The sequence below is a fragment of the Citrobacter sp. Cpo061 genome (genome assembly GCF_030332845.1).
GTDB classification, from domain to species: domain Bacteria; phylum Pseudomonadota; class Gammaproteobacteria; order Enterobacterales; family Enterobacteriaceae; genus Citrobacter; species Citrobacter portucalensis.
Genome location: NZ_JAOWHB010000019.1, coordinates 163,430 through 181,977 on the forward strand (window position 1 = coordinate 163,430; position 18,548 = coordinate 181,977).

General features: G+C 52.3%; 19 protein-coding genes and 1 tRNA gene. 6 read left to right on the forward strand and 14 right to left on the reverse strand.

Features of this window, described 5'->3' with window-relative positions; translation table 11 throughout:
- Positions 1 to 145: 145 nt before the first annotated feature.
- The 3 genes from OGX97_RS02085 to OGX97_RS02095 all read right to left on the reverse strand — a co-directional run bounded on the left by OGX97_RS02085 (position 146) and on the right by OGX97_RS02095 (position 1,635).
- Positions 146 to 232: transfer RNA gene (locus tag OGX97_RS02085), tRNA-Leu, on the reverse strand.
- A gap of 9 nt (positions 233 to 241) precedes the next feature.
- Entirely contained in the window at positions 242 to 574 is a 333-nt protein-coding gene (gene secG, locus OGX97_RS02090) for a preprotein translocase subunit SecG (RefSeq protein WP_003025000.1), read from the reverse strand.
- Between the two features lie 167 nt (positions 575 to 741).
- On the reverse strand, positions 742 to 1,635 hold the full coding sequence (locus tag OGX97_RS02095) for a LysR family transcriptional regulator (protein WP_008785916.1): 894 nt from the start codon (positions 1,633 to 1,635) through the stop codon (positions 742 to 744).
- A gap of 148 nt (positions 1,636 to 1,783) precedes the next feature.
- Here OGX97_RS02095 and iadA point away from each other — a divergent pair, with 148 nt between their 5' ends.
- Positions 1,784 to 2,917 carry a beta-aspartyl-peptidase gene (gene iadA, locus OGX97_RS02100; protein ID WP_063941608.1) on the forward strand — a complete coding sequence of 378 codons (1,134 nt, stop codon included), beginning with the start codon at positions 1,784 to 1,786 and terminating at the stop codon, positions 2,915 to 2,917.
- 10 nt (positions 2,918 to 2,927) lie between these two features.
- Complete coding sequence (dcuC, locus tag OGX97_RS02105) at positions 2,928 to 4,394, forward strand: C4-dicarboxylate transporter DcuC (protein ID WP_003025006.1); 1,467 nt, start codon at positions 2,928 to 2,930, stop codon at positions 4,392 to 4,394.
- A 44-nt stretch (positions 4,395 to 4,438) separates the two neighbouring features.
- Here the strand turns inward: dcuC and glmM are convergent, their stop codons facing one another.
- The 4 genes from glmM to rlmE all read right to left on the reverse strand — a co-directional run bounded on the left by glmM (position 4,439) and on the right by rlmE (position 9,379).
- Positions 4,439 to 5,776, reverse strand: coding sequence for a phosphoglucosamine mutase (gene glmM / locus OGX97_RS02110; protein WP_008785919.1), 1,338 nt, complete (start codon positions 5,774 to 5,776; stop codon positions 4,439 to 4,441).
- A complete protein-coding gene (gene folP, locus OGX97_RS02115) occupies positions 5,769 to 6,617 on the reverse strand; it encodes a dihydropteroate synthase (protein ID WP_048225717.1) in 849 nt (282 codons plus the stop codon). Before folP ends, glmM begins: the two co-directional genes overlap by 8 nt.
- A 98-nt stretch (positions 6,618 to 6,715) precedes the next feature.
- Positions 6,716 to 8,650 carry an ATP-dependent zinc metalloprotease FtsH gene (ftsH, locus tag OGX97_RS02120; RefSeq protein WP_003025013.1) on the reverse strand — a complete coding sequence of 645 codons (1,935 nt, stop codon included), beginning with the start codon at positions 8,648 to 8,650 and terminating at the stop codon, positions 6,716 to 6,718.
- Positions 8,651 to 8,749: 99 nt separating this feature from the next.
- Positions 8,750 to 9,379, reverse strand: a complete 630-nt coding sequence (gene rlmE / locus OGX97_RS02125) for a 23S rRNA (uridine(2552)-2'-O)-methyltransferase RlmE (protein WP_003025015.1) — start codon at positions 9,377 to 9,379, stop codon at positions 8,750 to 8,752.
- A gap of 125 nt (positions 9,380 to 9,504) precedes the next feature.
- Here rlmE and yhbY point away from each other — a divergent pair, with 125 nt between their 5' ends.
- Positions 9,505 to 9,798, forward strand: coding sequence for a ribosome assembly RNA-binding protein YhbY (yhbY, locus tag OGX97_RS02130; RefSeq protein ID WP_003025016.1), 294 nt, complete (start codon positions 9,505 to 9,507; stop codon positions 9,796 to 9,798).
- A gap of 153 nt (positions 9,799 to 9,951) precedes the next feature.
- Here yhbY and greA read toward each other — a convergent pair whose 3' ends face one another.
- Positions 9,952 to 10,428 carry a transcription elongation factor GreA gene (greA, locus tag OGX97_RS02135; protein ID WP_003025019.1) on the reverse strand — a complete coding sequence of 159 codons (477 nt, stop codon included), beginning with the start codon at positions 10,426 to 10,428 and terminating at the stop codon, positions 9,952 to 9,954.
- 248 nt (positions 10,429 to 10,676) lie between these two features.
- Here greA and dacB point away from each other — a divergent pair, with 248 nt between their 5' ends.
- Complete coding sequence (gene dacB, locus OGX97_RS02140; RefSeq protein ID WP_032945109.1) at positions 10,677 to 12,110, forward strand: serine-type D-Ala-D-Ala carboxypeptidase; 1,434 nt, start codon at positions 10,677 to 10,679, stop codon at positions 12,108 to 12,110.
- Positions 12,111 to 12,210: 100 nt separating this feature from the next.
- Here the strand turns inward: dacB and cgtA are convergent, their stop codons facing one another.
- From cgtA to rplU, 4 genes are all read right to left on the reverse strand, one after another.
- A complete protein-coding gene (cgtA, locus tag OGX97_RS02145) occupies positions 12,211 to 13,383 on the reverse strand; it encodes an Obg family GTPase CgtA (RefSeq protein ID WP_003828732.1) in 1,173 nt (390 codons plus the stop codon).
- Between the two features lie 15 nt (positions 13,384 to 13,398).
- Positions 13,399 to 14,364: a DMT family transporter gene (locus OGX97_RS02150; RefSeq protein ID WP_008785922.1), complete on the reverse strand. Its 966-nt coding sequence runs from the start codon at positions 14,362 to 14,364 to the stop codon at positions 13,399 to 13,401.
- A gap of 127 nt (positions 14,365 to 14,491) precedes the next feature.
- Positions 14,492 to 14,749 carry a 50S ribosomal protein L27 gene (gene rpmA, locus OGX97_RS02155; protein ID WP_003025030.1) on the reverse strand — a complete coding sequence of 86 codons (258 nt, stop codon included), beginning with the start codon at positions 14,747 to 14,749 and terminating at the stop codon, positions 14,492 to 14,494.
- 19 nt (positions 14,750 to 14,768) lie between these two features.
- Positions 14,769 to 15,080 (reverse strand): 50S ribosomal protein L21, encoded by a 312-nt coding sequence (gene rplU / locus OGX97_RS02160; RefSeq protein WP_003025032.1) that lies wholly within the window; start codon positions 15,078 to 15,080, stop codon positions 14,769 to 14,771.
- A 258-nt stretch (positions 15,081 to 15,338) separates the two neighbouring features.
- Here rplU and ispB point away from each other — a divergent pair, with 258 nt between their 5' ends.
- Both ispB and sfsB read left to right on the forward strand, forming a co-directional pair.
- The gene (ispB, locus tag OGX97_RS02165; protein WP_003839953.1) at positions 15,339 to 16,310 is read left to right on the forward strand and encodes an octaprenyl diphosphate synthase; all 972 of its coding nucleotides are present in this window, start codon (positions 15,339 to 15,341) and stop codon (positions 16,308 to 16,310) included.
- Between the two features lie 219 nt (positions 16,311 to 16,529).
- The gene (gene sfsB / locus OGX97_RS02170) at positions 16,530 to 16,814 is read left to right on the forward strand and encodes a DNA-binding transcriptional regulator SfsB (protein WP_003025035.1); all 285 of its coding nucleotides are present in this window, start codon (positions 16,530 to 16,532) and stop codon (positions 16,812 to 16,814) included.
- A 56-nt stretch (positions 16,815 to 16,870) separates the two neighbouring features.
- On the opposite strand, the gene murA is transcribed toward sfsB, so the two are convergent.
- Both murA and ibaG read right to left on the reverse strand, forming a co-directional pair.
- Positions 16,871 to 18,130 carry a UDP-N-acetylglucosamine 1-carboxyvinyltransferase gene (gene murA, locus OGX97_RS02175; RefSeq protein WP_032945112.1) on the reverse strand — a complete coding sequence of 420 codons (1,260 nt, stop codon included), beginning with the start codon at positions 18,128 to 18,130 and terminating at the stop codon, positions 16,871 to 16,873.
- Positions 18,131 to 18,183: 53 nt separating this feature from the next.
- Positions 18,184 to 18,438 carry a BolA family iron metabolism protein IbaG gene (ibaG, locus tag OGX97_RS02180; RefSeq protein WP_003025040.1) on the reverse strand — a complete coding sequence of 85 codons (255 nt, stop codon included), beginning with the start codon at positions 18,436 to 18,438 and terminating at the stop codon, positions 18,184 to 18,186.
- Positions 18,439 to 18,548: the final 110 nt, after the last annotated feature.

Here is an 18,548-nt window from a genome sequence, read left to right on the forward strand (position 1 = left end):
AAGGTGTCTGTAGGCCTGATAAGCGTAGCGCCATCAGGCGTTGTAATAATGTCGGATGGCGGCGTTAACGCCTTATCCGACCTACAGGATAGCCATAAATAACAGACGAAAAAAAGACGCTTTGCAGCGTCTTTTTTTTGGAATTTGGTACCGAGGATGGGACTCGAACCCACAAGCCCGTTAGGGCACTACCACCTCAAGGTAGCGTGTCTACCAATTCCACCACCTCGGTACAGAATACTTAGCGTGGGATATCGCTGGTCGGCTGAGCCGGAGCAGCTGGCTGAGTTTGCTCGGTTTTCGCCGGTGCACTCAGATTTTCCCACTCACTTCCTTTATTGGTCTTATTGCTGTTCATGTTACCCAGCACCAGACTGATGATGAAGAACAAGGTTCCCAATACAGCTGTCATACGGGTCATGAAGTTACCAGAACCACTTGAACCAAACAGAGTACCAGAAGCGCCTGCGCCAAAAGAGGCTCCCATATCAGCGCCTTTGCCTTGCTGTAGCATGATCAAGCCTACCAGGCCAATTGCCACAATAAGGAAAACTACTAAAAGAGCTTCGTGCATAATCAACCTGTTCCTTGCGGAGTTGCCGCGTACAATGCTTCGACCATTAAAGCGGGAATATTTACTGTTTCCCACTGAAGCGGGTGTGAATACTAACCAAAGCGAATAACCTTCGCAAGGGCAATTTGTTAGCATTGTATCAACTGCGGAAAAAATCGCCATATCAATCAAAAACGCAGCAACTTCTCCCAGCATCTCTGCATAACGGCACGTTGATCTTCAAGATTCGCCCATACCACAACGGGGATTTCACAAATCAGGTCTGTATTTTCTGGCCAGCAGTGAATAATTTGCTGATTCACCAACTCTTCCGCCACCATCGATTCAGGTAACCAGGCCATTCCCATATGGCGCAGTACCATTTCTCGTATCGTTTCGCTTAAACCACTCTCAAATACTTTTTTTAGCCGTGGGCGGACGCGTTGTTCTGCCGACTCAATAATACGTCTGACAAAGGTGTAGTCGCTATAGCATAGCCACGGAATCGGAGCATGCGGATCATTAAGCGCATCAGCCAACTGGGCGGAAATAACCGGTATAAATCGCTCATACCGCCATAGTGAACGTTTTAACCCTCCGGCGATCTCCAGACCCGGCTGGGCAGATGGTAAATCGTAGGTTACCAGTAAATCAATTTGCCGGTTCATCAGGGCATTGAAGTGGTTGTCTATCCCCTGGATACTGGCGTTGACCGTAAAGTTTAACTGCGGCTCACTCTGTCGCAGGTAGTTGATCATATCCGGCAGGATATTCACCGACAGCGTATGCAGGCTGACCATCACCAGCGTGTTATCCGTTGCTGGCGTCATCGCCGACAGCTCATGGCGTGCCTCTGTTAACGTGCTGAGAACGTGCCGGGCATAAGGTTCAAAGCGTTCACCATAGCGCGTCAGCGTGACAGGGGTCGTTGTCCGGTCAAACAAAGGCACGCCCAGCACCTCTTCCAGCGCCTTTATACGCCGACTCAACGCAGGTTGAGTAATATGCCGCTGCGCCGCGGCCTGAGAGTAGTTTCCATGCTGGCTCAAGGCCAGAAAATCTTCCAGCCACTTACAATCCACGTTGTGCTCTCCGCCATGCCATAACCGCATCCTCCAATAACAAATCGGTAATAGTCATAGTTATAGTAATGGCTTTATGGTGGGCATCATAACAACAATATTTCGTTTCACCTGCCGACTCTCACCCTCGACGTTTGACAGGACCGCTATGTTTACTTTATTGACCAATGCCCGTGTTTTTTCTCCTGAGGATTTAGGCCTCTGCTCCCTGCTCATTCATGCCGACCGAATTGTGGCGGTAGAAAAAGATATTTCATTGTTTGATGGCATCAACGAGGTCATCGATTGTCGGGGTAAATGGGTTATCCCTGGTATCATCGATCAGCATGTTCATCTTACCGGTGGCGGTGGTGAAGCCGGATTTGCCAGTCGGACGCCCGCCGTCAAGCTGCGCGACCTGATTCAGGCAGGTATTACCACGGTGGTTGGCGTGTTAGGCACCGATGCCATTTCTCGTTCCCCCAAAGATCTCTACGCTAAAATGCAGTCTCTCAACCTTGAGGGATTACGCGCGTTTATGCACACGGGAGCCTACGCCGTTCCCAGCCCAACTATTACGCGATCCATCCGCGATGATATGGCCTTCATTCCGGCAATTCTTGGTGTAAAAATCGCCCTCGCCGATCACCGCGGTTCTTACCCCTCTTTCCAGGAGTTGCTGAGGATAGTGAGCGATATTCGCGTCGCTTCCCTGCTGGCTGGGAAAAAAGGCTTGCTGCATGTGCACCTGGGGAATCTGCCGGAAGGGATGTCGCAACTTATTGAGCTGTGTGATGCGGGTATTCCGATTCACCATATTTCACCGACGCATGTTGCGAGAACTGAGCCCTTGTTCGAACAGGCGATTGCTTTCGCCCATCGCGGCGGCCATATCGATGTTACGTCCGGTGGCAGTCGTTTTATGCCTCAGGAGCAAGCGATTCTCCACGCACTCGAAGCACAGGTTCCGGCGGAGCGCATCACGATCAGTTCTGACGGCAATGGCAGCGTTCCGCGCTTTAACGCTCAGGGTATCGTTGAAGGTTTAAGCGCGGCACCGGTCGCAGGCAATCTTAACCTGCTTCCTCGCCTGATTGATGTCGGGATTCCGGTGCCACAGGCCATCGCGATGCTGACGGCAAACGTTGCGCGCTCGCTGGGTATTTCCGGGGGCGTGCTCTGCGCCGGGGAACGTGCCGATATCTGTGTACTCAATGATGACCTCTCGCTGGCCCATCTGTTTGCCGCGGGTAAACCGTTGCTGCGGGATGGCGAGTGCCTGGTTACCGGCAACTTCGAGTAAGGGGGCAAGAATGTCATTGCTACTGGCGCTAATCGCCATCATTTTTGCCGGACGTCTGATCCTCAAAAAATATCACCCCCAGTCGGTACTGTTATTGACCGGGATTGTGCTGTTGCTTATCGCGCATTTTAGCGGAATGACCTCACTCAGTGGCCTGGTGAAAAAGAGCACCGGATTTGGCCCCTTTGACGCCTTTGAGTTTATTCGCGATACCCTGAGCGTGCGTCTCGGCGGCCTCGGACTGCAAATTATGCTGATTGGTGGTTTTGCCACCTACATGTCAGCCATTGGCGCAAGCCAGGTACTGGTTCGGGTGACGTCTCGTCCTTTGCAACGGCTGAACTCGCCATATCTGCTGCTGGGGCTGGCACTGCTATTGGGTCAATTCCTGTCGCTGTTTATCAGCAGCGCCACCGGATTGGGTCTGCTGCTGATGGCGACGCTTTACCCGCTGCTTACCCGTCTTGGCTGTAGCCGCGCCGCGGTTGCCGCCGTTATCGCCAGTACCTGTGCGGTTGAGTTTGGCCCCGGCTCCGGCAACTCTGTTCTCGCCGCCAAAACCGCAGGCATCGAGGTCGTGAACTATTTCGTGCAGGATCAGTTGCCGATCGTTGTGCCCGTCATTCTTTTCATCGCCCTACTGCATATTGTTGTGCAACGCTTTTTTGACCGTCGAGAAAGTGGCGACAATGCAGCTCAGCAAATGCAGACATTAACGGCGACTGATGAAGCCGACGCACCTATCGCCTGGCTGTTTCTGCCCATGCTGCCGCTGGTATTGATGCTGGTGTGCAGCGATTTAGTATTCAGCTCTCTCAAGATCACGCTGGATACCGCCGTACTGATAAGCCTCGCTATTACGCTGGTTTGTGAGTACTGCCGTCATCGCAAGGCGCGTGAGGTGATGGCTGGCGTACAAAAGGTTTTTGACAGCATGGGCAGCGTTTTTGCCACCGTCGTGACGCTGATTATCGCCGGTGAAGTCTTTTCCGCCGGACTGAAAGCCATTGGTGCCGTTGACGCACTGTTGTCACTTTCCGGTGAATTTGGCCTCAGCGCCGCCTCTATTATCCTGCTGATGACCCTGATCACCTTCGCAATTTCAGCGCTGATGGGCTCCGGGAATGCGGCATTTTTCTCCTTCGCACCCATGGTGCCGGACATCAGCCGTCATATCGGTAGCGATATCGCTGTCATGATGTTGCCTATCCAGATCTCGGCGGGTATTGGTCGTACGCTATCGCCCATCGCCGGCGTAATCATTGCTATCGCAGGGATTGCAGGTGTCTCGCCTGTGGATATTGTTAAGCGTACCGCGATTCCGATGCTGGGCGGTTGGCTACTGATGATTGCGTTAACCTTTGCCCGGTCTGGGCATCTGCTGGCGGTTCTGCCGTGGCTGGCAGTCCTTGTTCTACTGATGGTCGGTGGTTACTTCTGGCAGCGCCGACGTAAACAGCCGCTTGCCGTACAGTAAAAAAAAGCCGGAGTCTCAGACTCCGGCTTTCACTCTCTTCGGAATTACGCCGCTTTCACAGCATCGGCAATACGGTGGGCGAATTCAGTCACCTGCGCTTCGTCTTCACCTTCAACCATCACACGAATTAACGGTTCGGTACCAGACTTACGCAGCAGGACGCGTCCACGGTTACCCAGCGCCGCTTCCACTTCCGCCATCACCGCTTTCACGTTTTCATGTTCCAGTGGATCGCCGCTACCTGCTGTGTATCGTACGTTAACCAGCAGCTGTGGGAACATTTTCATGCCGCTGCACAGGTCGTGCAGGCTCATATGGTTGCGTACCATCGCCGCCAGCACCTGCAGACCCGCCACGATACCGTCACCAGTAGTGGTTTTGTCCAGCAGGATCACATGACCAGAGTTTTCGGCACCGATACGCCAGCCTTTTTCCTGCATTTTTTCCAGCACATAGCGGTCGCCAACTTTTGCACGGGCAAACGGAATACCCAGCTGTTTCAGCGCCAGCTCGAGGCCCATGTTGCTCATCAGCGTACCTACCGCGCCACCGCGCAGCTGACCCTGACGCAGGGCTTCACGGGCGATGATATACATGATCTGATCGCCATCGACCTTATTACCTTCGTGATCAACCATAATGACGCGGTCGCCATCGCCATCCAGCGCAATACCCAGATCGGCTTTTTCCGCAATCACGCGCGCCTGCAGGGCACGGACGTCGGTGGCGCCGACTTCTTCATTGATATTCACACCGTTTGGCTCACAGCCAATGGCAATCACGTTTGCACCCAGTTCACGCAGTACATTTGGCGCAATGTGGTACGTCGCACCGTTAGCGCAATCCACCACAATTTTAAGCTCATTCAGACTCAGTTCGTTCGGGAAGGTGCCTTTGCAAAACTCGATATAGCGACCGGCAGCATCAACGATACGCGTGGCTTTACCCAGTTCAGCGGAATCCACGCAGGTGATCGCTTTTTCCATCTCGGCTTCAATGGCTTCTTCCACTGCATCCGGCAGTTTAGTCCCGTCGGTAGAGAAGAATTTAATCCCGTTGTCATAGTACGGGTTGTGCGAAGCGGAGATAACAATCCCGGCCTCAGCACGGAAGGCGCGCGTCAGATACGCAACGGCGGGTGTTGGCATTGGCCCTGTGAATGAGGCTGAGAGTCCGGCGGCAGCCAGGCCCGCTTCCAGCGCAGACTCCAGCATATAGCCGGAAATACGCGTATCTTTACCGATAATAATTTTACGTGAACCATGACGAGCAAGCACTTTCCCTGCAGCCCAGCCCAGCTTGAGCACAAAGTCAGGAGTAATTGGGGCATCGCCTACGCGACCGCGGATCCCATCAGTGCCAAAATATTTACGATTACTCATAGCGTTTTTTTTCCTTTGCAGACAATGTGGCTTCCACCACACGCATCGCTTCTACGGTTTCTTTGACGTCATGGACACGAACGATCTGCGCCCCCTGCATTGCGGCAATCACCGCGCACGCAAGGCTACCGCTCAGGCGTTCAGATGGCCCCACATTCAGTAACTGGCCAACCATTGATTTTCGTGACATCCCAACCAGCAATGGCAGATTAAAATGATGAAACTCAGACAAACGTGCCAGTAATGTGTAGTTGTGAGTGAGATTTTTACCGAATCCGAATCCGGGGTCGAGCAACAATTTATCTTTTGTGATTCCAGCCCGCTCGCAACGTGCTATTTGCTCAACAAAGTAACGGTTTACCTCAGCAAAAACATCCTCATACTTTGGTGCTTCCTGCATGGTTTTCGGCTGCCCCTGCATATGCATCAGGCAAACCGGTAATCCGGTCTCCGCTGCGGCTTCCAGCGCTCCAGGCTCCGAGAGTGAGCGAATATCATTGATGATATGCGCGCCAACTCTGGCGCATTCGCGAATCACTTCGGGTTTTGAGGTATCGACCGAAATCCACACTTCAAAACGCTGGGCAATCGCCTCGACCACTGGGATCACTCGCTGCAACTCTTCTTCCACACTCACATCAGCCGCGCCCGGACGCGTGGACTCACCGCCCACATCAATGATAGTCGCCCCGGCGTTAATCATCAGGTTTGCGTGTTTTACCGCCTCAACCAGAGAGTTGTGCGCTCCACCATCGGAAAATGAGTCTGGCGTAACGTTCAAAATCCCCATGACGTGCGGATGGCTGAGATCCAGTGAAGAACCCTGAGCAAAGAGTTTCATAGTTTTATCCCTGGTAAAATCTTGAATATGCAGATAAGAAAAACCCCGGAGCAAGCCCCAGGGTTTTCAATTAAAACACGGTCATCATCAACGATAACTTATTTGTCGCCCAGTTGCTCTGACATAGTGCCAGAGTCCGGCGCACGCGGTTCATCAACCGGACGCGGTGCACTCGGCTTACCGGTGCTACCAGAGTTGTTGTTAGAAGAACCCGGTTCTTCCCAACCCGCTGGCGGACGTACGTCGCGGCGAGCCATTAGATCGTCAATCTGCGGCGCATCGATGGTCTCATATTTCATGAGCGCATCTTTCATTGAGTGCAGAATGTCCATGTTTTCGTTCAGCAAACGACGTGCACGGTCATAGTTACGCTCAATCAGCAGCTTAACTTCCTGATCGATAATGCGAGCGGTTTCATCGGACATGTGTTTCGCTTTCGCCACAGAACGTCCCAGGAACACTTCGCCTTCTTCTTCAGCGTACAGCAACGGACCGAGTTTATCGGAGAAGCCCCACTGAGTAACCATGTTACGCGCCAGGTTAGTCGCGACTTTAATGTCGTTCGACGCACCGGTAGAAACATGTTCAGCACCGTAGATGATCTCTTCCGCCAGACGGCCACCGTACAGTGTGGAGATCTGACTTTCCAGTTTCTGACGGCTGGCGCTGATTGCGTCGCCTTCAGGCAGGAAGAAGGTCACACCCAGCGCACGACCGCGCGGGATAATCGTTACTTTGTGCACCGGATCGTGTTCCGGTACCAGGCGACCGATAATCGCGTGGCCAGCTTCGTGATACGCGGTAGATTCTTTCTGCGCTTCCGTCATCACCATGGAGCGACGTTCCGCACCCATCATGATTTTGTCTTTCGCTTTTTCGAACTCAACCATCGACACTACGCGCTTGTTGCCACGAGCAGCAAACAGCGCCGCTTCGTTCACCAGGTTCGCGAGGTCCGCACCGGAGAAGCCAGGCGTGCCACGTGCAATGATTGCCGCATCGATATCCGGAGACAGAGGTACGCGACGCATATGCACTTTCAGGATCTGTTCACGACCGCGAACGTCTGGCAGACCAACCACAACCTGACGGTCGAAACGGCCTGGACGCAGCAGCGCAGGGTCAAGAACGTCCGGACGGTTAGTTGCCGCGATAACGATAATACCTTCGTTACCTTCGAAGCCGTCCATCTCAACCAGCATCTGGTTCAGCGTCTGTTCACGTTCATCGTGACCACCGCCCAGACCTGCGCCACGCTGGCGACCTACGGCGTCGATTTCATCGATGAAGATGATGCACGGTGCCGCTTTCTTGGCTTGTTCGAACATGTCACGCACACGAGATGCACCGACACCCACGAACATTTCCACGAAATCAGAACCGGAAATTGTGAAGAATGGAACCTTCGCTTCACCTGCGATAGCTTTCGCCAGCAGGGTTTTACCCGTACCCGGAGGACCAACCATCAGGACGCCTTTCGGGATTTTACCGCCCAGTTTCTGGAAACGGCTCGGTTCGCGCAGATACTCAACCAGCTCAGCGACTTCTTCTTTTGCTTCGTCACAACCCGCAACGTCAGCAAAAGTCGTTTTGATCTGATCTTCCGTCAGCATGCGCGCTTTGCTCTTGCCGAACGACATGGCACCTTTGCCACCACCGCCCTGCATCTGACGCATGAAGAAGATCCAGACACCAATCAGCAGCAGCATTGGGAACCAGGAAATGAAGATAGAAGCCAGCAGGCTCGGCTCTTCAGGTGGTTCGCCAACAACCTTGACGTTTTTGGTCAGCAGGTTATCAAGCAGCTTCGGATCGTTAACCGGGATGTAGGTCGTGTAACGGTTACTATCTTTCTTGGTAACGTTAATCTCACGTCCGTTGATCTTCGCTTCACGAACCTGGTCCTGATTGACCTCTTGCAGGAAGGTAGAGTAATCAACCTTACGGCCATTAGACTCGCTGGGCCCAAAGCTCTGGAATACTGACATCAGCACAACGGCAATGACCAGCCAGAGAATTAGGTTTTTCGCCATGTCACTCAAGGGATTAACCTCATATTACAACTGTGTTAAAAACAGCGTCAGGATACTCTATATCCAGTTTCTTTCAAACTTTCGTTTGAAATCTGCCGGTTATGGTTTACGCCCGGTCGCTACAATATACACTTCACGCGAACGGGCGCGAGAAGAGTCCGGCTTACGAACTTTGACCTTCGTAAACAGGGAGCGAATCTCTCTTAGATACTCATCGAAGCCTTCGCCCTGGAACACCTTCACTACAAAACTACCACCTGGCGCTAATACATCACGAGCCATTCCAAGCGCCAGCTCTACCAGATACATGGCCCGGGGAATATCCACCGCCGGTGTTCCACACATATTTGGCGCCATATCAGACATGACAACTTGTACTTTACTGTCACCTACGCGTTCAAGTAACGCTTTCAGGACTAATTCATCACGAAAGTCGCCCTGAAGGAAGTCCACACCAACGATTGGATCCATAGGTAAAAGATCGCAAGCGATAATGCGGCCGGTGTTGCCGATCTGCGTAACTGCATATTGCGACCAGCCACCGGGTGCAGCACCGAGATCAACTATCGTCATCCCCGGTTTAAAAATTTTGTCACTTTGCTGTATTTCATCAAGTTTAAACCAGGCACGGGAACGTAACCCCTTTTTCTGCGCCTGTTGAACATATTTATCGCTAAAGTGTTCCTGAAGCCAGCGACTCGAGCTGGCAGAACGCTTTTTACCTGTCATTTCACATTCCCAAAGGGCAGTTCATCGTAACCAATGGTGTAAATTTCTACACAGCTATTTGGTGATATATGGGAGATGGCGGTAGAATGACCCGTTTTCAATCCCAACGTAAGCAAAAATATACGATGAATCTGAGTACTAAACAAAAACAGCACCTGAAAGGTCTGGCACATCCGCTCAAGCCTGTAGTTATGCTTGGCAATAATGGTTTGACCGAAGGGGTACTGGCCGAGATTGAACAAGCGTTAGAGCACCATGAACTTATCAAGGTGAAAATCGCCTCGGAAGATCGCGATACTAAAACCTTGATCGTGGAAGCTATCGTACGCGAAACCGGCGCCTGCAATGTACAGGTCATCGGCAAAACGCTGGTACTGTATCGCCCGACTAAAGAACGTAAAATCTCGCTGCCACGCTAAGAATATCCCAAAGTTGCACACGAAGTTTGTGTAAAACGCGGGGTTTTCCGCTAGCAGGAGAGCAAAATGCCACGCTCTCTTCGTTGATAAAAGGCCGCTATGCGGCCTTTTTCCTTTCTTTACAATGTATCAACATCTTAACCAAGATGCGAATTACAGGTATTCTACCTTCGTCACTTCATATTCCACTTCGCCGCCCGGCGTTTTGATAACTACGACGTCATCCTGCTCTTTACCGATCAGGCCACGAGCGATAGGCGAGTTCACTGAAATCAGGTTCTGTTTAAAATCGGCTTCATCATCGCCGACAATACGCCAGGTCTGCTCTTCATCGTTATCGAGATTCAGAACGGTAACCGTCGCACCGAAAACAACGCGGCCATTGTTCGGCATTTTAGTAACGTCGATTACCTGCGCGTTGGACAGTTTAGCTTCGATATCTTTAATGCGTCCTTCGCAGAAACCCTGCTGTTCACGCGCCGCGTGATACTCCGCGTTCTCTTTCAGGTCACCGTGCTCACGCGCTTCAGCGATAGCGGCAATAATTTCAGGACGGCGCACAGATTTCAGAAAATCCAGCTCTTCGCGCAGTTTTTCAGCACCACGTAAGGTCATCGGGATAGCTTGCATTTGTTATACCTCTTGAACATTCCTGTAGGGGGTAGTTGCTCTCACCCCGGCTGCTAAGCCCACCCTGGCGTGTGTCATGCCAGAGTCAGAAGCAAAAAAATACCGACCCGGGGCTCAAGGTCCCAGGTCAGCTACAATTCTCTATTTGATGATCATTTTACCCTGGAGTTCCTTATGGGTCATCGTTTACTTTTTGGGGCGTTGCGCCGTAGTATGACGGCCTGTTTCCAGGTTGTTAGCGCGAGATTATGCGATTTTCCAGATTTACCATCGGATTGACTGCCAGTATAGCGTTCAGCGTTCAGGCTGCGAACGTCGACGAGTATATCAATCAGCTCCCTGCCGGGGCCAACCTCGCCCTTATGGTACAGAAGGTTGGCGCACCTGCACCCGCTATTGATTTTCATAGCCAGCAGATGGCGCTGCCCGCCAGTACCCAGAAAGTAATCACCGCGCTGGCGGCATTGATTCAGCTCGGGCCTGACTTTCGTTTTACCACCACGCTCGAAACCAAAGGCAGCGTGGAAGGCGGCGTATTGAAAGGTGACTTAGTGGCACGATTTGGTGCCGATCCGACGCTAAAACGCCAGGATATTCGCAATATGGTGGCAACCCTGAAAAAATCAGGTGTGACGCAAATTGCCGGGAATGTCCTGATCGACACCTCTATTTTTGCCAGTCATGATAAAGCGCCCGGTTGGCCCTGGAACGACATGACGCAGTGTTTTAGCGCACCGCCCGCAGCGGCTATTGTCGATAGAAACTGTTTCTCGGTTTCACTCTACAGCGCGCAAAAACCCAACGATCTCGCCTTTATTCGCGTGGCATCTTATTACCCGGTCACCATGTTCAGTCAGGTGCGTACTCTCGCCCGAGGTTCTGCGGAAGCGCAATATTGTGAACTGGATGTGGTTCCCGGCGATCTCAACCGCTATACGCTGACCGGATGCCTGCCACAACGTGCCGATCCGCTGCCGCTGGCGTTCGCCATTCAGGACGGTGCCAGCTATGCCGGGGCAATTATCAAAGATGAGCTAAAACAAGCAGGTATCACCTACAGCGGTACACTGCTGCGCCAGACGTTGGTCAACGAACCAGGAACGGTGGTCGCCAGTAAACAGTCTGCGCCGCTACATGACCTGCTTAAGATTATGCTGAAAAAATCGGACAACATGATTGCCGATACCGTTTTCCGTATGATTGGTCATGCCCGATTTAACGTGCCGGGCACCTGGCGGGCGGGTTCTGATGCCGTGCGCCAGATTTTACGTCAGCAGGCAGGCGTTGATATCGGCAACACCATTATTGCCGACGGTTCTGGCCTCTCCCGCCATAACCTGATTGCCCCAGCGACCATGATGCAGGTGCTGCAATATATCGCTCAACACGATAACGAGCTGAACTTTATCACTATGCTGCCGCTGGCGGGTCACGACGGCTCTCTGCAATACCGTGCGGGTCTGCATCAGGCTGGTGTGGATGGCAAAGTATCGGCGAAGACAGGCTCGCTGCAGGGGGTTTATAACCTCGCAGGTTTCATCACCACGGCAAGCGGCCAACGCATGGCATTCGTGCAGTATTTATCTGGTTATGCGGTAGAGCCAGCTGACCAGCGTAATCGCCGTATTCCGTTGGTGCGCTTCGAGAGCCGGTTGTACAAGGATATTTATCAGAATAACTGAGTGCATTATTGCCGGATGTCGACGCTAACGCGTCTTATCCGGCCTACGATATGATGCCGTCCGTAGGCCGGATAAGCGCTAGCGCCATCCGGCGACGAGATTAACGCTTGTAGATGAACTCAACGCCTTCTTCGTCGTCTTCGTCCCAATCGTCATCCCAGTCATCTTCCGCTTCGTCTTCGACTTCAGCGAGCTGCTGGCGGTGATAATCATCCCACATGAACTCAACTTTCTCTGGCTGTTTCGCTTCTTCAGCCTGAACAATCGGGTTCTCGATGATAAAGGTCATCACATCCCAGCAGAGATCTTTCACGCCCAACTGGCTGGCGGCAGAGATCAGGTAATATTTACCTTCCCAACCCAACGCTTCGGCGATCGCTTTCGCTTTCTCTTCCGCTTCAGCCTTGTCCATCAAATCAATTTTGTTGAACACTAACCAGCGCGGTTTAGATGCCAAATCCTGACTGTATTTTTCCAGTTCGCCAATAATGATACGGGCGTTTTCAACTGGATCAGAGCCATCAATCGGATCGATATCGATGAGGTGAAGCAGTACACGGCAACGTTCCAGGTGTTTCAGGAAGCGGATGCCCAGGCCTGCGCCTTCAGCCGCGCCTTCAATCAGTCCCGGAATGTCGGCAACCACGAAGCTCTTTTCGTTGTCCATACGCACCACGCCCAGGCTCGGCACCAGGGTGGTAAACGGATAATCAGCGACTTTCGGCTTCGCCGCGGACACCGCACGGATAAACGTCGATTTTCCGGCGTTTGGCATGCCCAGCATACCCACGTCCGCCAGCAGCATCAGCTCCAGCATCAGATCGCGCTTATCACCCGGCGTACCCATTGTTTTCTGACGCGGAGTACGGTTAACCGAGGATTTGAAACGGGTGTTGCCCAGACCGTGCCAGCCACCTTTAGCGACCATCAGACGCTGACCGTGTTTGGTCATGTCGCCCATGGTTTCGCCCGTGCCCTGATCGATAACACGCGTACCAACAGGTACTTTAATGGTAACGTCTTTGCCACGCTTACCGGTGCAATCACGGCTCGCGCCATTCTGACCACGTTCCGCACGGAATGATTTTTCAAAACGGTAATCGATCAGTGTGTTCAGGTTTTCGTCGGCTTCCAGCCAAACGTCACCACCGTCACCACCATCACCACCGTCCGGACCGCCTTTTGGGATGTACTTTTCGCGGCGGAAGCTGACGCAACCATTACCGCCATCACCTGCAACGACCAGAATCGATGCTTCATCAACAAACTTCATTTTACTCTCCGTAAATCATTCGCCTGAGCGGGGTTGCGAAACCACCGTTTCATGCTTACGTAAACCGCCCCAAATTCGATGACCAATGGCGGAATACATCGCGCCCGCAACCACGATAAACGCACCGAGATAACCTAATAGGTTTAGCATCGGTCTGGCGAAGAAATCGGGCCAGGCCAGTGATAATAAATCTGAAAATAACAACGTAAACAGCGGTGTGAGCGTGATAAGAGCGCTCACCTGCGCCGCCTGCCAACGCGCCATTGCTTCCGCGAGAGCGCCATATCCTACCAGCGTATTCAGGCCGCAGAATATCAGGCATGCCAGCTGCCAGTCGCTGAGCTGCGTGATGACACCGGGTTTAGCCAGCGGCAACAACGCAATCGTACATAAAGTGTACAGTAAAAACAGGATCTGCGGTGATGCCAGGCGGCGCAATAACACCTTTTGCGCGACCCCATAGCTCACCCAGACCATCGCCGCACCGACACCAAAGATAACGCCCCAGGTGTAATCGGTGAGTCGGGTAAAAATTTCGATCAGACTGGTATTAAAAAACAGGACCAGGCCGCTCAGAAGCATAATGGCGCCAATCACCTGCGTGCCGCGCATCTTTTCTTTCAGGATAAAGACGCTGGCGATCATCATACCAACCGGTGACAGCTGACCGATAACCTGCGAAGCCGTTGGGCTCAAATACTGCAAGGATGAACTAAACAGAATGAAGTTACCAAACAGCCCACCGGTTGCGATAGCCAGCAACACCAGCCAACGCGCTTTGCGAAAAATACGCAACGGAGGGAGCTTTTTTTTAACCGCAAGAATAGCGCCAAGGCCAACGCTTGCCATTAAAAAACGGTAGAACACCACGGTAGGAGGCTCCATCACCTCCAGCACTTGCTTCATTGCTATTGGCAAAGCGCCCCAACATACTGCCGTTGTGAGTGCTAACAGAATACCAATGCCTGCCTGCTGCTTCATGCCGTATTCCCTGCAAGGGCTCGTTTCCGGGTTGTCACGGCGCGACGAGCGTATTTACCGGCCGTCGAATGTAAAAAGCCCCGCAACGTGTTGCGGGGCTTTTATCCGTTACCGGGACGCGAAAAACTTATTCAGCAACGATGCTGATGAATTTACGGTTTTTCGGGCCTTTCACTTCAAATTTCACTTTACCGTCTGCTTTAGCAAACAGAGTGTGGTCTTTGCCGCAACCAACGTTGGAGCCAGCGTGGAATTTAGTACCACGTTGACGAACGATGATGCTACCAGCCAGAACTGTTTCACCGCCGAAGCGTTTTACGCCCAGACGTTTAGCTTCTGAATCGCGACCGTTACGAGTCGAGCCGCCAGCCTTTTTATGTGCCATTTAATCTGCTCCCCTTAACTTAAGCGCTGATGCCAGTGATTTTCACATCAGTGAACCACTGACGATGGCCCTGCTGCTTACGGTAGTGTTTACGACGACGAAACTTAACAATTTTAACTTTCTCGCCACGACCGTGAGCAACGACTTCAGCTTTGATAACGCCGCCATCAACGAAAGGAACGCCGATTTTGACTTCTTCACCGTTTGCGATCATCAGAACTTCTGCGAATTCAACAGATTCGCCAGTTGCGATGTCCAGCTTTTCCAGGCGAACGGTCTGACCTTCGCTTACTCGGTGTTGTTTACCACCACTTTGGAAAACCGCGTACATAAAAAACTCCGCTTCCGCGCACACCTTTTTGATGATTCAGAGTGCGCTATAAATATTCACAATAGGGCGCGAATATTACGCAAAACGCGAGCCTTTGACAAGTGCTACCGTCAATACATGAAGAAAAAAAACACAACACGTACGGTAACGTTTATCTACGGCGTTTTTTCAGTACAATCAGCATATATTTATAACCCTAAACCCGACGTTACCTTCCCACACAGTAAGGTAATCGGGGCGAGAAGCCCGGCTTTTGCGATGAATTTAGAAAAAATCAATGAGTTAACCGCGCAAGATATGGCGGGGGTCAATGCGACAATCCTTGAACAGCTCAATTCCGACGTTCAGTTGATTAATCAACTGGGGTACTACATCGTTAGCGGCGGCGGAAAACGCATTCGCCCAATGATCGCCGTCCTCGCAGCGCGGGCCGTTGGCTACCAGGAAAATGCGCACGTTACGATTGCGGCCCTCATCGAGTTTATCCACACAGCGACCCTGCTGCACGACGATGTTGTGGATGAGTCAGACATGCGCCGTGGGAAAGCTACGGCAAATGCGGCGTTTGGTAATGCGGCCAGCGTGCTGGTTGGCGATTTTATCTATACCCGTGCATTTCAGATGATGACCAGCCTTGGCTCGTTGAAAGTGCTGGAAGTCATGTCGAAAGCAGTCAACGTCATTGCCGAAGGTGAAGTCTTGCAGTTGATGAACGTCAACGACCCGGACATCACCGAAGAAAACTATATGCGCGTCATCTACAGTAAGACCGCGCGTTTGTTTGAAGCGGCAGCCCAATGTTCAGGTATTCTGGCTGGCTGTAGCGAAGAACAAGAAAAAGGGTTGCAGGATTATGGCCGTTATCTCGGTACCGCTTTCCAGTTAATTGACGATTTGCTGGATTACAGCGCAGATGGCGAGCAGCTGGGTAAAAACGTCGGTGATGACCTCAACGAGGGTAAACCAACGCTACCACTGCTGCATGCCATGCGCCACGGCACCCCAGAACAAGCGCTAATGATCCGCCAGGCCATTGAGCAAGGTAATGGTCGTCACCTTCTGGAACCGGTTCTGGAAGCGATGAACGCCTGTGGTTCTCTGGAATGGACCCGTCAGCGGGCAGAAGAAGAGGCTGATAAAGCCATCGCTGCGCTGCAGGTGCTGCCCGATACACCGTGGAGAGAAGCGCTGATTGGTCTGGCACATATTGCCGTACAGCGCGACCGTTAATTCCCTACAGCATCCTCCCTCATCCCGTGCACTGCACGGGATTTTCTTATAAGTTCCAGTAAGCCTTTCCCTCTCCAGATAATCACACAGAATCTTGGCATATTCTGAATATACACACACTTTACATGAACATTTTAGAACATTCGTTCTTCGGGCGTTATAGTGTCGGCACAACCGATCGTGAAACCGTAAGCCGTTAACCAAAGGAGAGATGAATTGATGGAAAGCAAGCTGATTGACTGGCATCCGGCCGACATCATCGCCGGACTGCGCAAGAAAGGGACCTCAATGGCCGCTGAATCACGTAAAAATGGATTGAGTTCATCAACGCTGGCCAATGCGTTAACGAGACCATGGCCAAAAGGTGAGTTGATTATCGCCCGGGCACTGGGAACTGACCCCTGGGTGATTTGGCCGTCACGCTATCACGATGCCAAAACGCATGAGTTCATCGACAGAACGCGGATGATGAGGAGTCGCAGAGAGAAAAAGAATCCGGAATGAACATTGAGCTGTAACCCCCGGCCAACTGAACTGGGGGTTACAAGAGACGTTGACGATTACTCGCCTTTCACGCGCTCAATGTTTGCGCCCAGCGCACGCAGTTTATCTTCGATGCGCTCATAGCCGCGATCGATGTGATAAATACGGTCGACTACCGTCGTACCTTCAGCAATACACCCTGCCAGCACCAGGCTTGCAGATGCGCGCAGATCGGTCGCCATAACCTGTGCGCCAGAGAGCGTTTCCACGCCGTGGCAAATCACGGTATTGCTTTCGATTTCTGCGTGAGCACCCATACGGCTCAGCTCAGGCACGTGCATAAAGCGGTTCTCAAACACGGTTTCCGTGATGAAGCCGGTCCCTTCAGCTACCAGGTTCAGCAATGTAAACTGGGCCTGCATGTCGGTAGGGAACGCCGGATGCGGTGCAGTACGCACATTGACCGCTTTCGGACGTTTACCGTGCATATCAAGGCTGATCCAATCATCACCCACTTCAATATCCGCACCCGCATCACGCAGCTTCGCCAGAACGGCATCCAGCGTGTCCGGCTGTGCATTACGGCAGATAATCTTGCCGCGAGAAATTGCCGCCGCCACCAGGAAGGTACCGGTTTCGATACGATCTGGCAGAACGCGATAAACACCACCGCCAAGACGCTCAACGCCTTCGATGGTAATACGATCGGTGCCCTGACCCGTGATCTTCGCGCCCAGCGCAATCAGGAAGTTCGCGGTATCCACAATCTCCGGCTCGCGCGCAGCGTTTTCGATGATGGTGGTGCCTTCGGCAAGCGTTGCTGCGCACATGATGGTGACCGTCGCGCCGACGCTCACTTTGTCCATGACGATATGCGCGCCTTTCAGACGGCCCTCAACGGACGCCTTCACATAGCCTTCTTCCAGCTTAATTGTCGCGCCTAACTGCTCCAGACCGGTAATGTGCAGGTCAACCGGACGCGCGCCAATGGTACAGCCACCCGGCAGTGAAACCTGGCCCTGACCAAAGCGGGCAACCAGCGGCCCGAGCGCCCAAATGGATGCACGCATGGTTTTCACCAAATCGTACGGCGCACAGAAGACGTTCACATCACGCGCATCGATGTGCACAGAACCATTACGCTCAACTTTCGCACCCAGCTGGCTCAGCAGCTTCATTGATGTGTCAACGTCCTTCAGTTTCGGGACGTTTTGGATCTCTACAGGTTCTTCAGCCAGCAGCGCCGCAAACAGGATCGGCAGTGCGGCGTTTTTAGCGCCTGAAATTGTGACTTCGCCCTGGAGCTTAGTTGGCCCCTGAACACGAAATTTATCCATTATTCTGTTCTCTGTTAAGAATTTATCTTCGCTACCGGCACATCACCCGTAGCTCAAAAACCGTTAAGTTTGCGATCGCGCGCCCATTCCGCTGGGGTAAACGCCTTAATCGACACGGCATGAATGCGGTTGTCCGCAATGTACTCCATCAACGGGCCATAGACCGATTGCTGCTTCTTGACCCGGCTCATGCCTTCAAACATCTCACCCACGGCAATAACCTGAAAGTGACTGCCGTCGCCAGAAACGTGGACTTCCTGGAGGGAGAGTGCATTCATCAGCACGCTCTGAATTTCATTATTTTCCATGGGCTCTTCATTCGTCAGATAGTGAAAACAGCCCAACATCTTAGAGCAAAGTGGCGCTGTCATAAATAAGCAAAAAGCCTCGCTGATAAATCAGACAAGGCTTTAGTGGC

What these genes read in the sequence shown, in the direction of transcription:
- greA (WP_003025019.1), bottom strand. Translation starts at nt 10,428, where the DNA reads ATGCAAGCTATCCCGATGACCTTACGTGGTGCTGAAAAACTGCGCGAA.
- ftsH (WP_003025013.1), bottom strand. Translation starts at nt 8,650, where the DNA reads ATGGCGAAAAACCTAATTCTCTGGCTGGTCATTGCCGTTGTGCTGATG.
- rlmE (WP_003025015.1), bottom strand. Translation starts at nt 9,379, where the DNA reads ATGACAGGTAAAAAGCGTTCTGCCAGCTCGAGTCGCTGGCTTCAGGAA.
- dacB (WP_032945109.1), top strand. Translation starts at nt 10,677, where the DNA reads ATGCGATTTTCCAGATTTACCATCGGATTGACTGCCAGTATAGCGTTC.
- sfsB (WP_003025035.1), top strand. Translation starts at nt 16,530, where the DNA reads ATGGAAAGCAAGCTGATTGACTGGCATCCGGCCGACATCATCGCCGGA.
- ibaG (WP_003025040.1), bottom strand. Translation starts at nt 18,438, where the DNA reads ATGGAAAATAATGAAATTCAGAGCGTGCTGATGAATGCACTCTCCCTC.
- rplU (WP_003025032.1), bottom strand. Translation starts at nt 15,080, where the DNA reads ATGTACGCGGTTTTCCAAAGTGGTGGTAAACAACACCGAGTAAGCGAA.
- murA (WP_032945112.1), bottom strand. Translation starts at nt 18,130, where the DNA reads ATGGATAAATTTCGTGTTCAGGGGCCAACTAAGCTCCAGGGCGAAGTC.
- folP (WP_048225717.1), bottom strand. Translation starts at nt 6,617, where the DNA reads ATGAAACTCTTTGCTCAGGGTTCTTCACTGGATCTCAGCCATCCGCAC.
- yhbY (WP_003025016.1), top strand. Translation starts at nt 9,505, where the DNA reads ATGAATCTGAGTACTAAACAAAAACAGCACCTGAAAGGTCTGGCACAT.
- iadA (WP_063941608.1), top strand. Translation starts at nt 1,784, where the DNA reads ATGTTTACTTTATTGACCAATGCCCGTGTTTTTTCTCCTGAGGATTTA.
- OGX97_RS02150 (WP_008785922.1), bottom strand. Translation starts at nt 14,364, where the DNA reads ATGAAGCAGCAGGCAGGCATTGGTATTCTGTTAGCACTCACAACGGCA.
- rpmA (WP_003025030.1), bottom strand. Translation starts at nt 14,749, where the DNA reads ATGGCACATAAAAAGGCTGGCGGCTCGACTCGTAACGGTCGCGATTCA.
- dcuC (WP_003025006.1), top strand. Translation starts at nt 2,928, where the DNA reads ATGTCATTGCTACTGGCGCTAATCGCCATCATTTTTGCCGGACGTCTG.
- glmM (WP_008785919.1), bottom strand. Translation starts at nt 5,776, where the DNA reads ATGAGTAATCGTAAATATTTTGGCACTGATGGGATCCGCGGTCGCGTA.
- ispB (WP_003839953.1), top strand. Translation starts at nt 15,339, where the DNA reads ATGAATTTAGAAAAAATCAATGAGTTAACCGCGCAAGATATGGCGGGG.
- secG (WP_003025000.1), bottom strand. Translation starts at nt 574, where the DNA reads ATGCACGAAGCTCTTTTAGTAGTTTTCCTTATTGTGGCAATTGGCCTG.
- cgtA (WP_003828732.1), bottom strand. Translation starts at nt 13,383, where the DNA reads ATGAAGTTTGTTGATGAAGCATCGATTCTGGTCGTTGCAGGTGATGGC.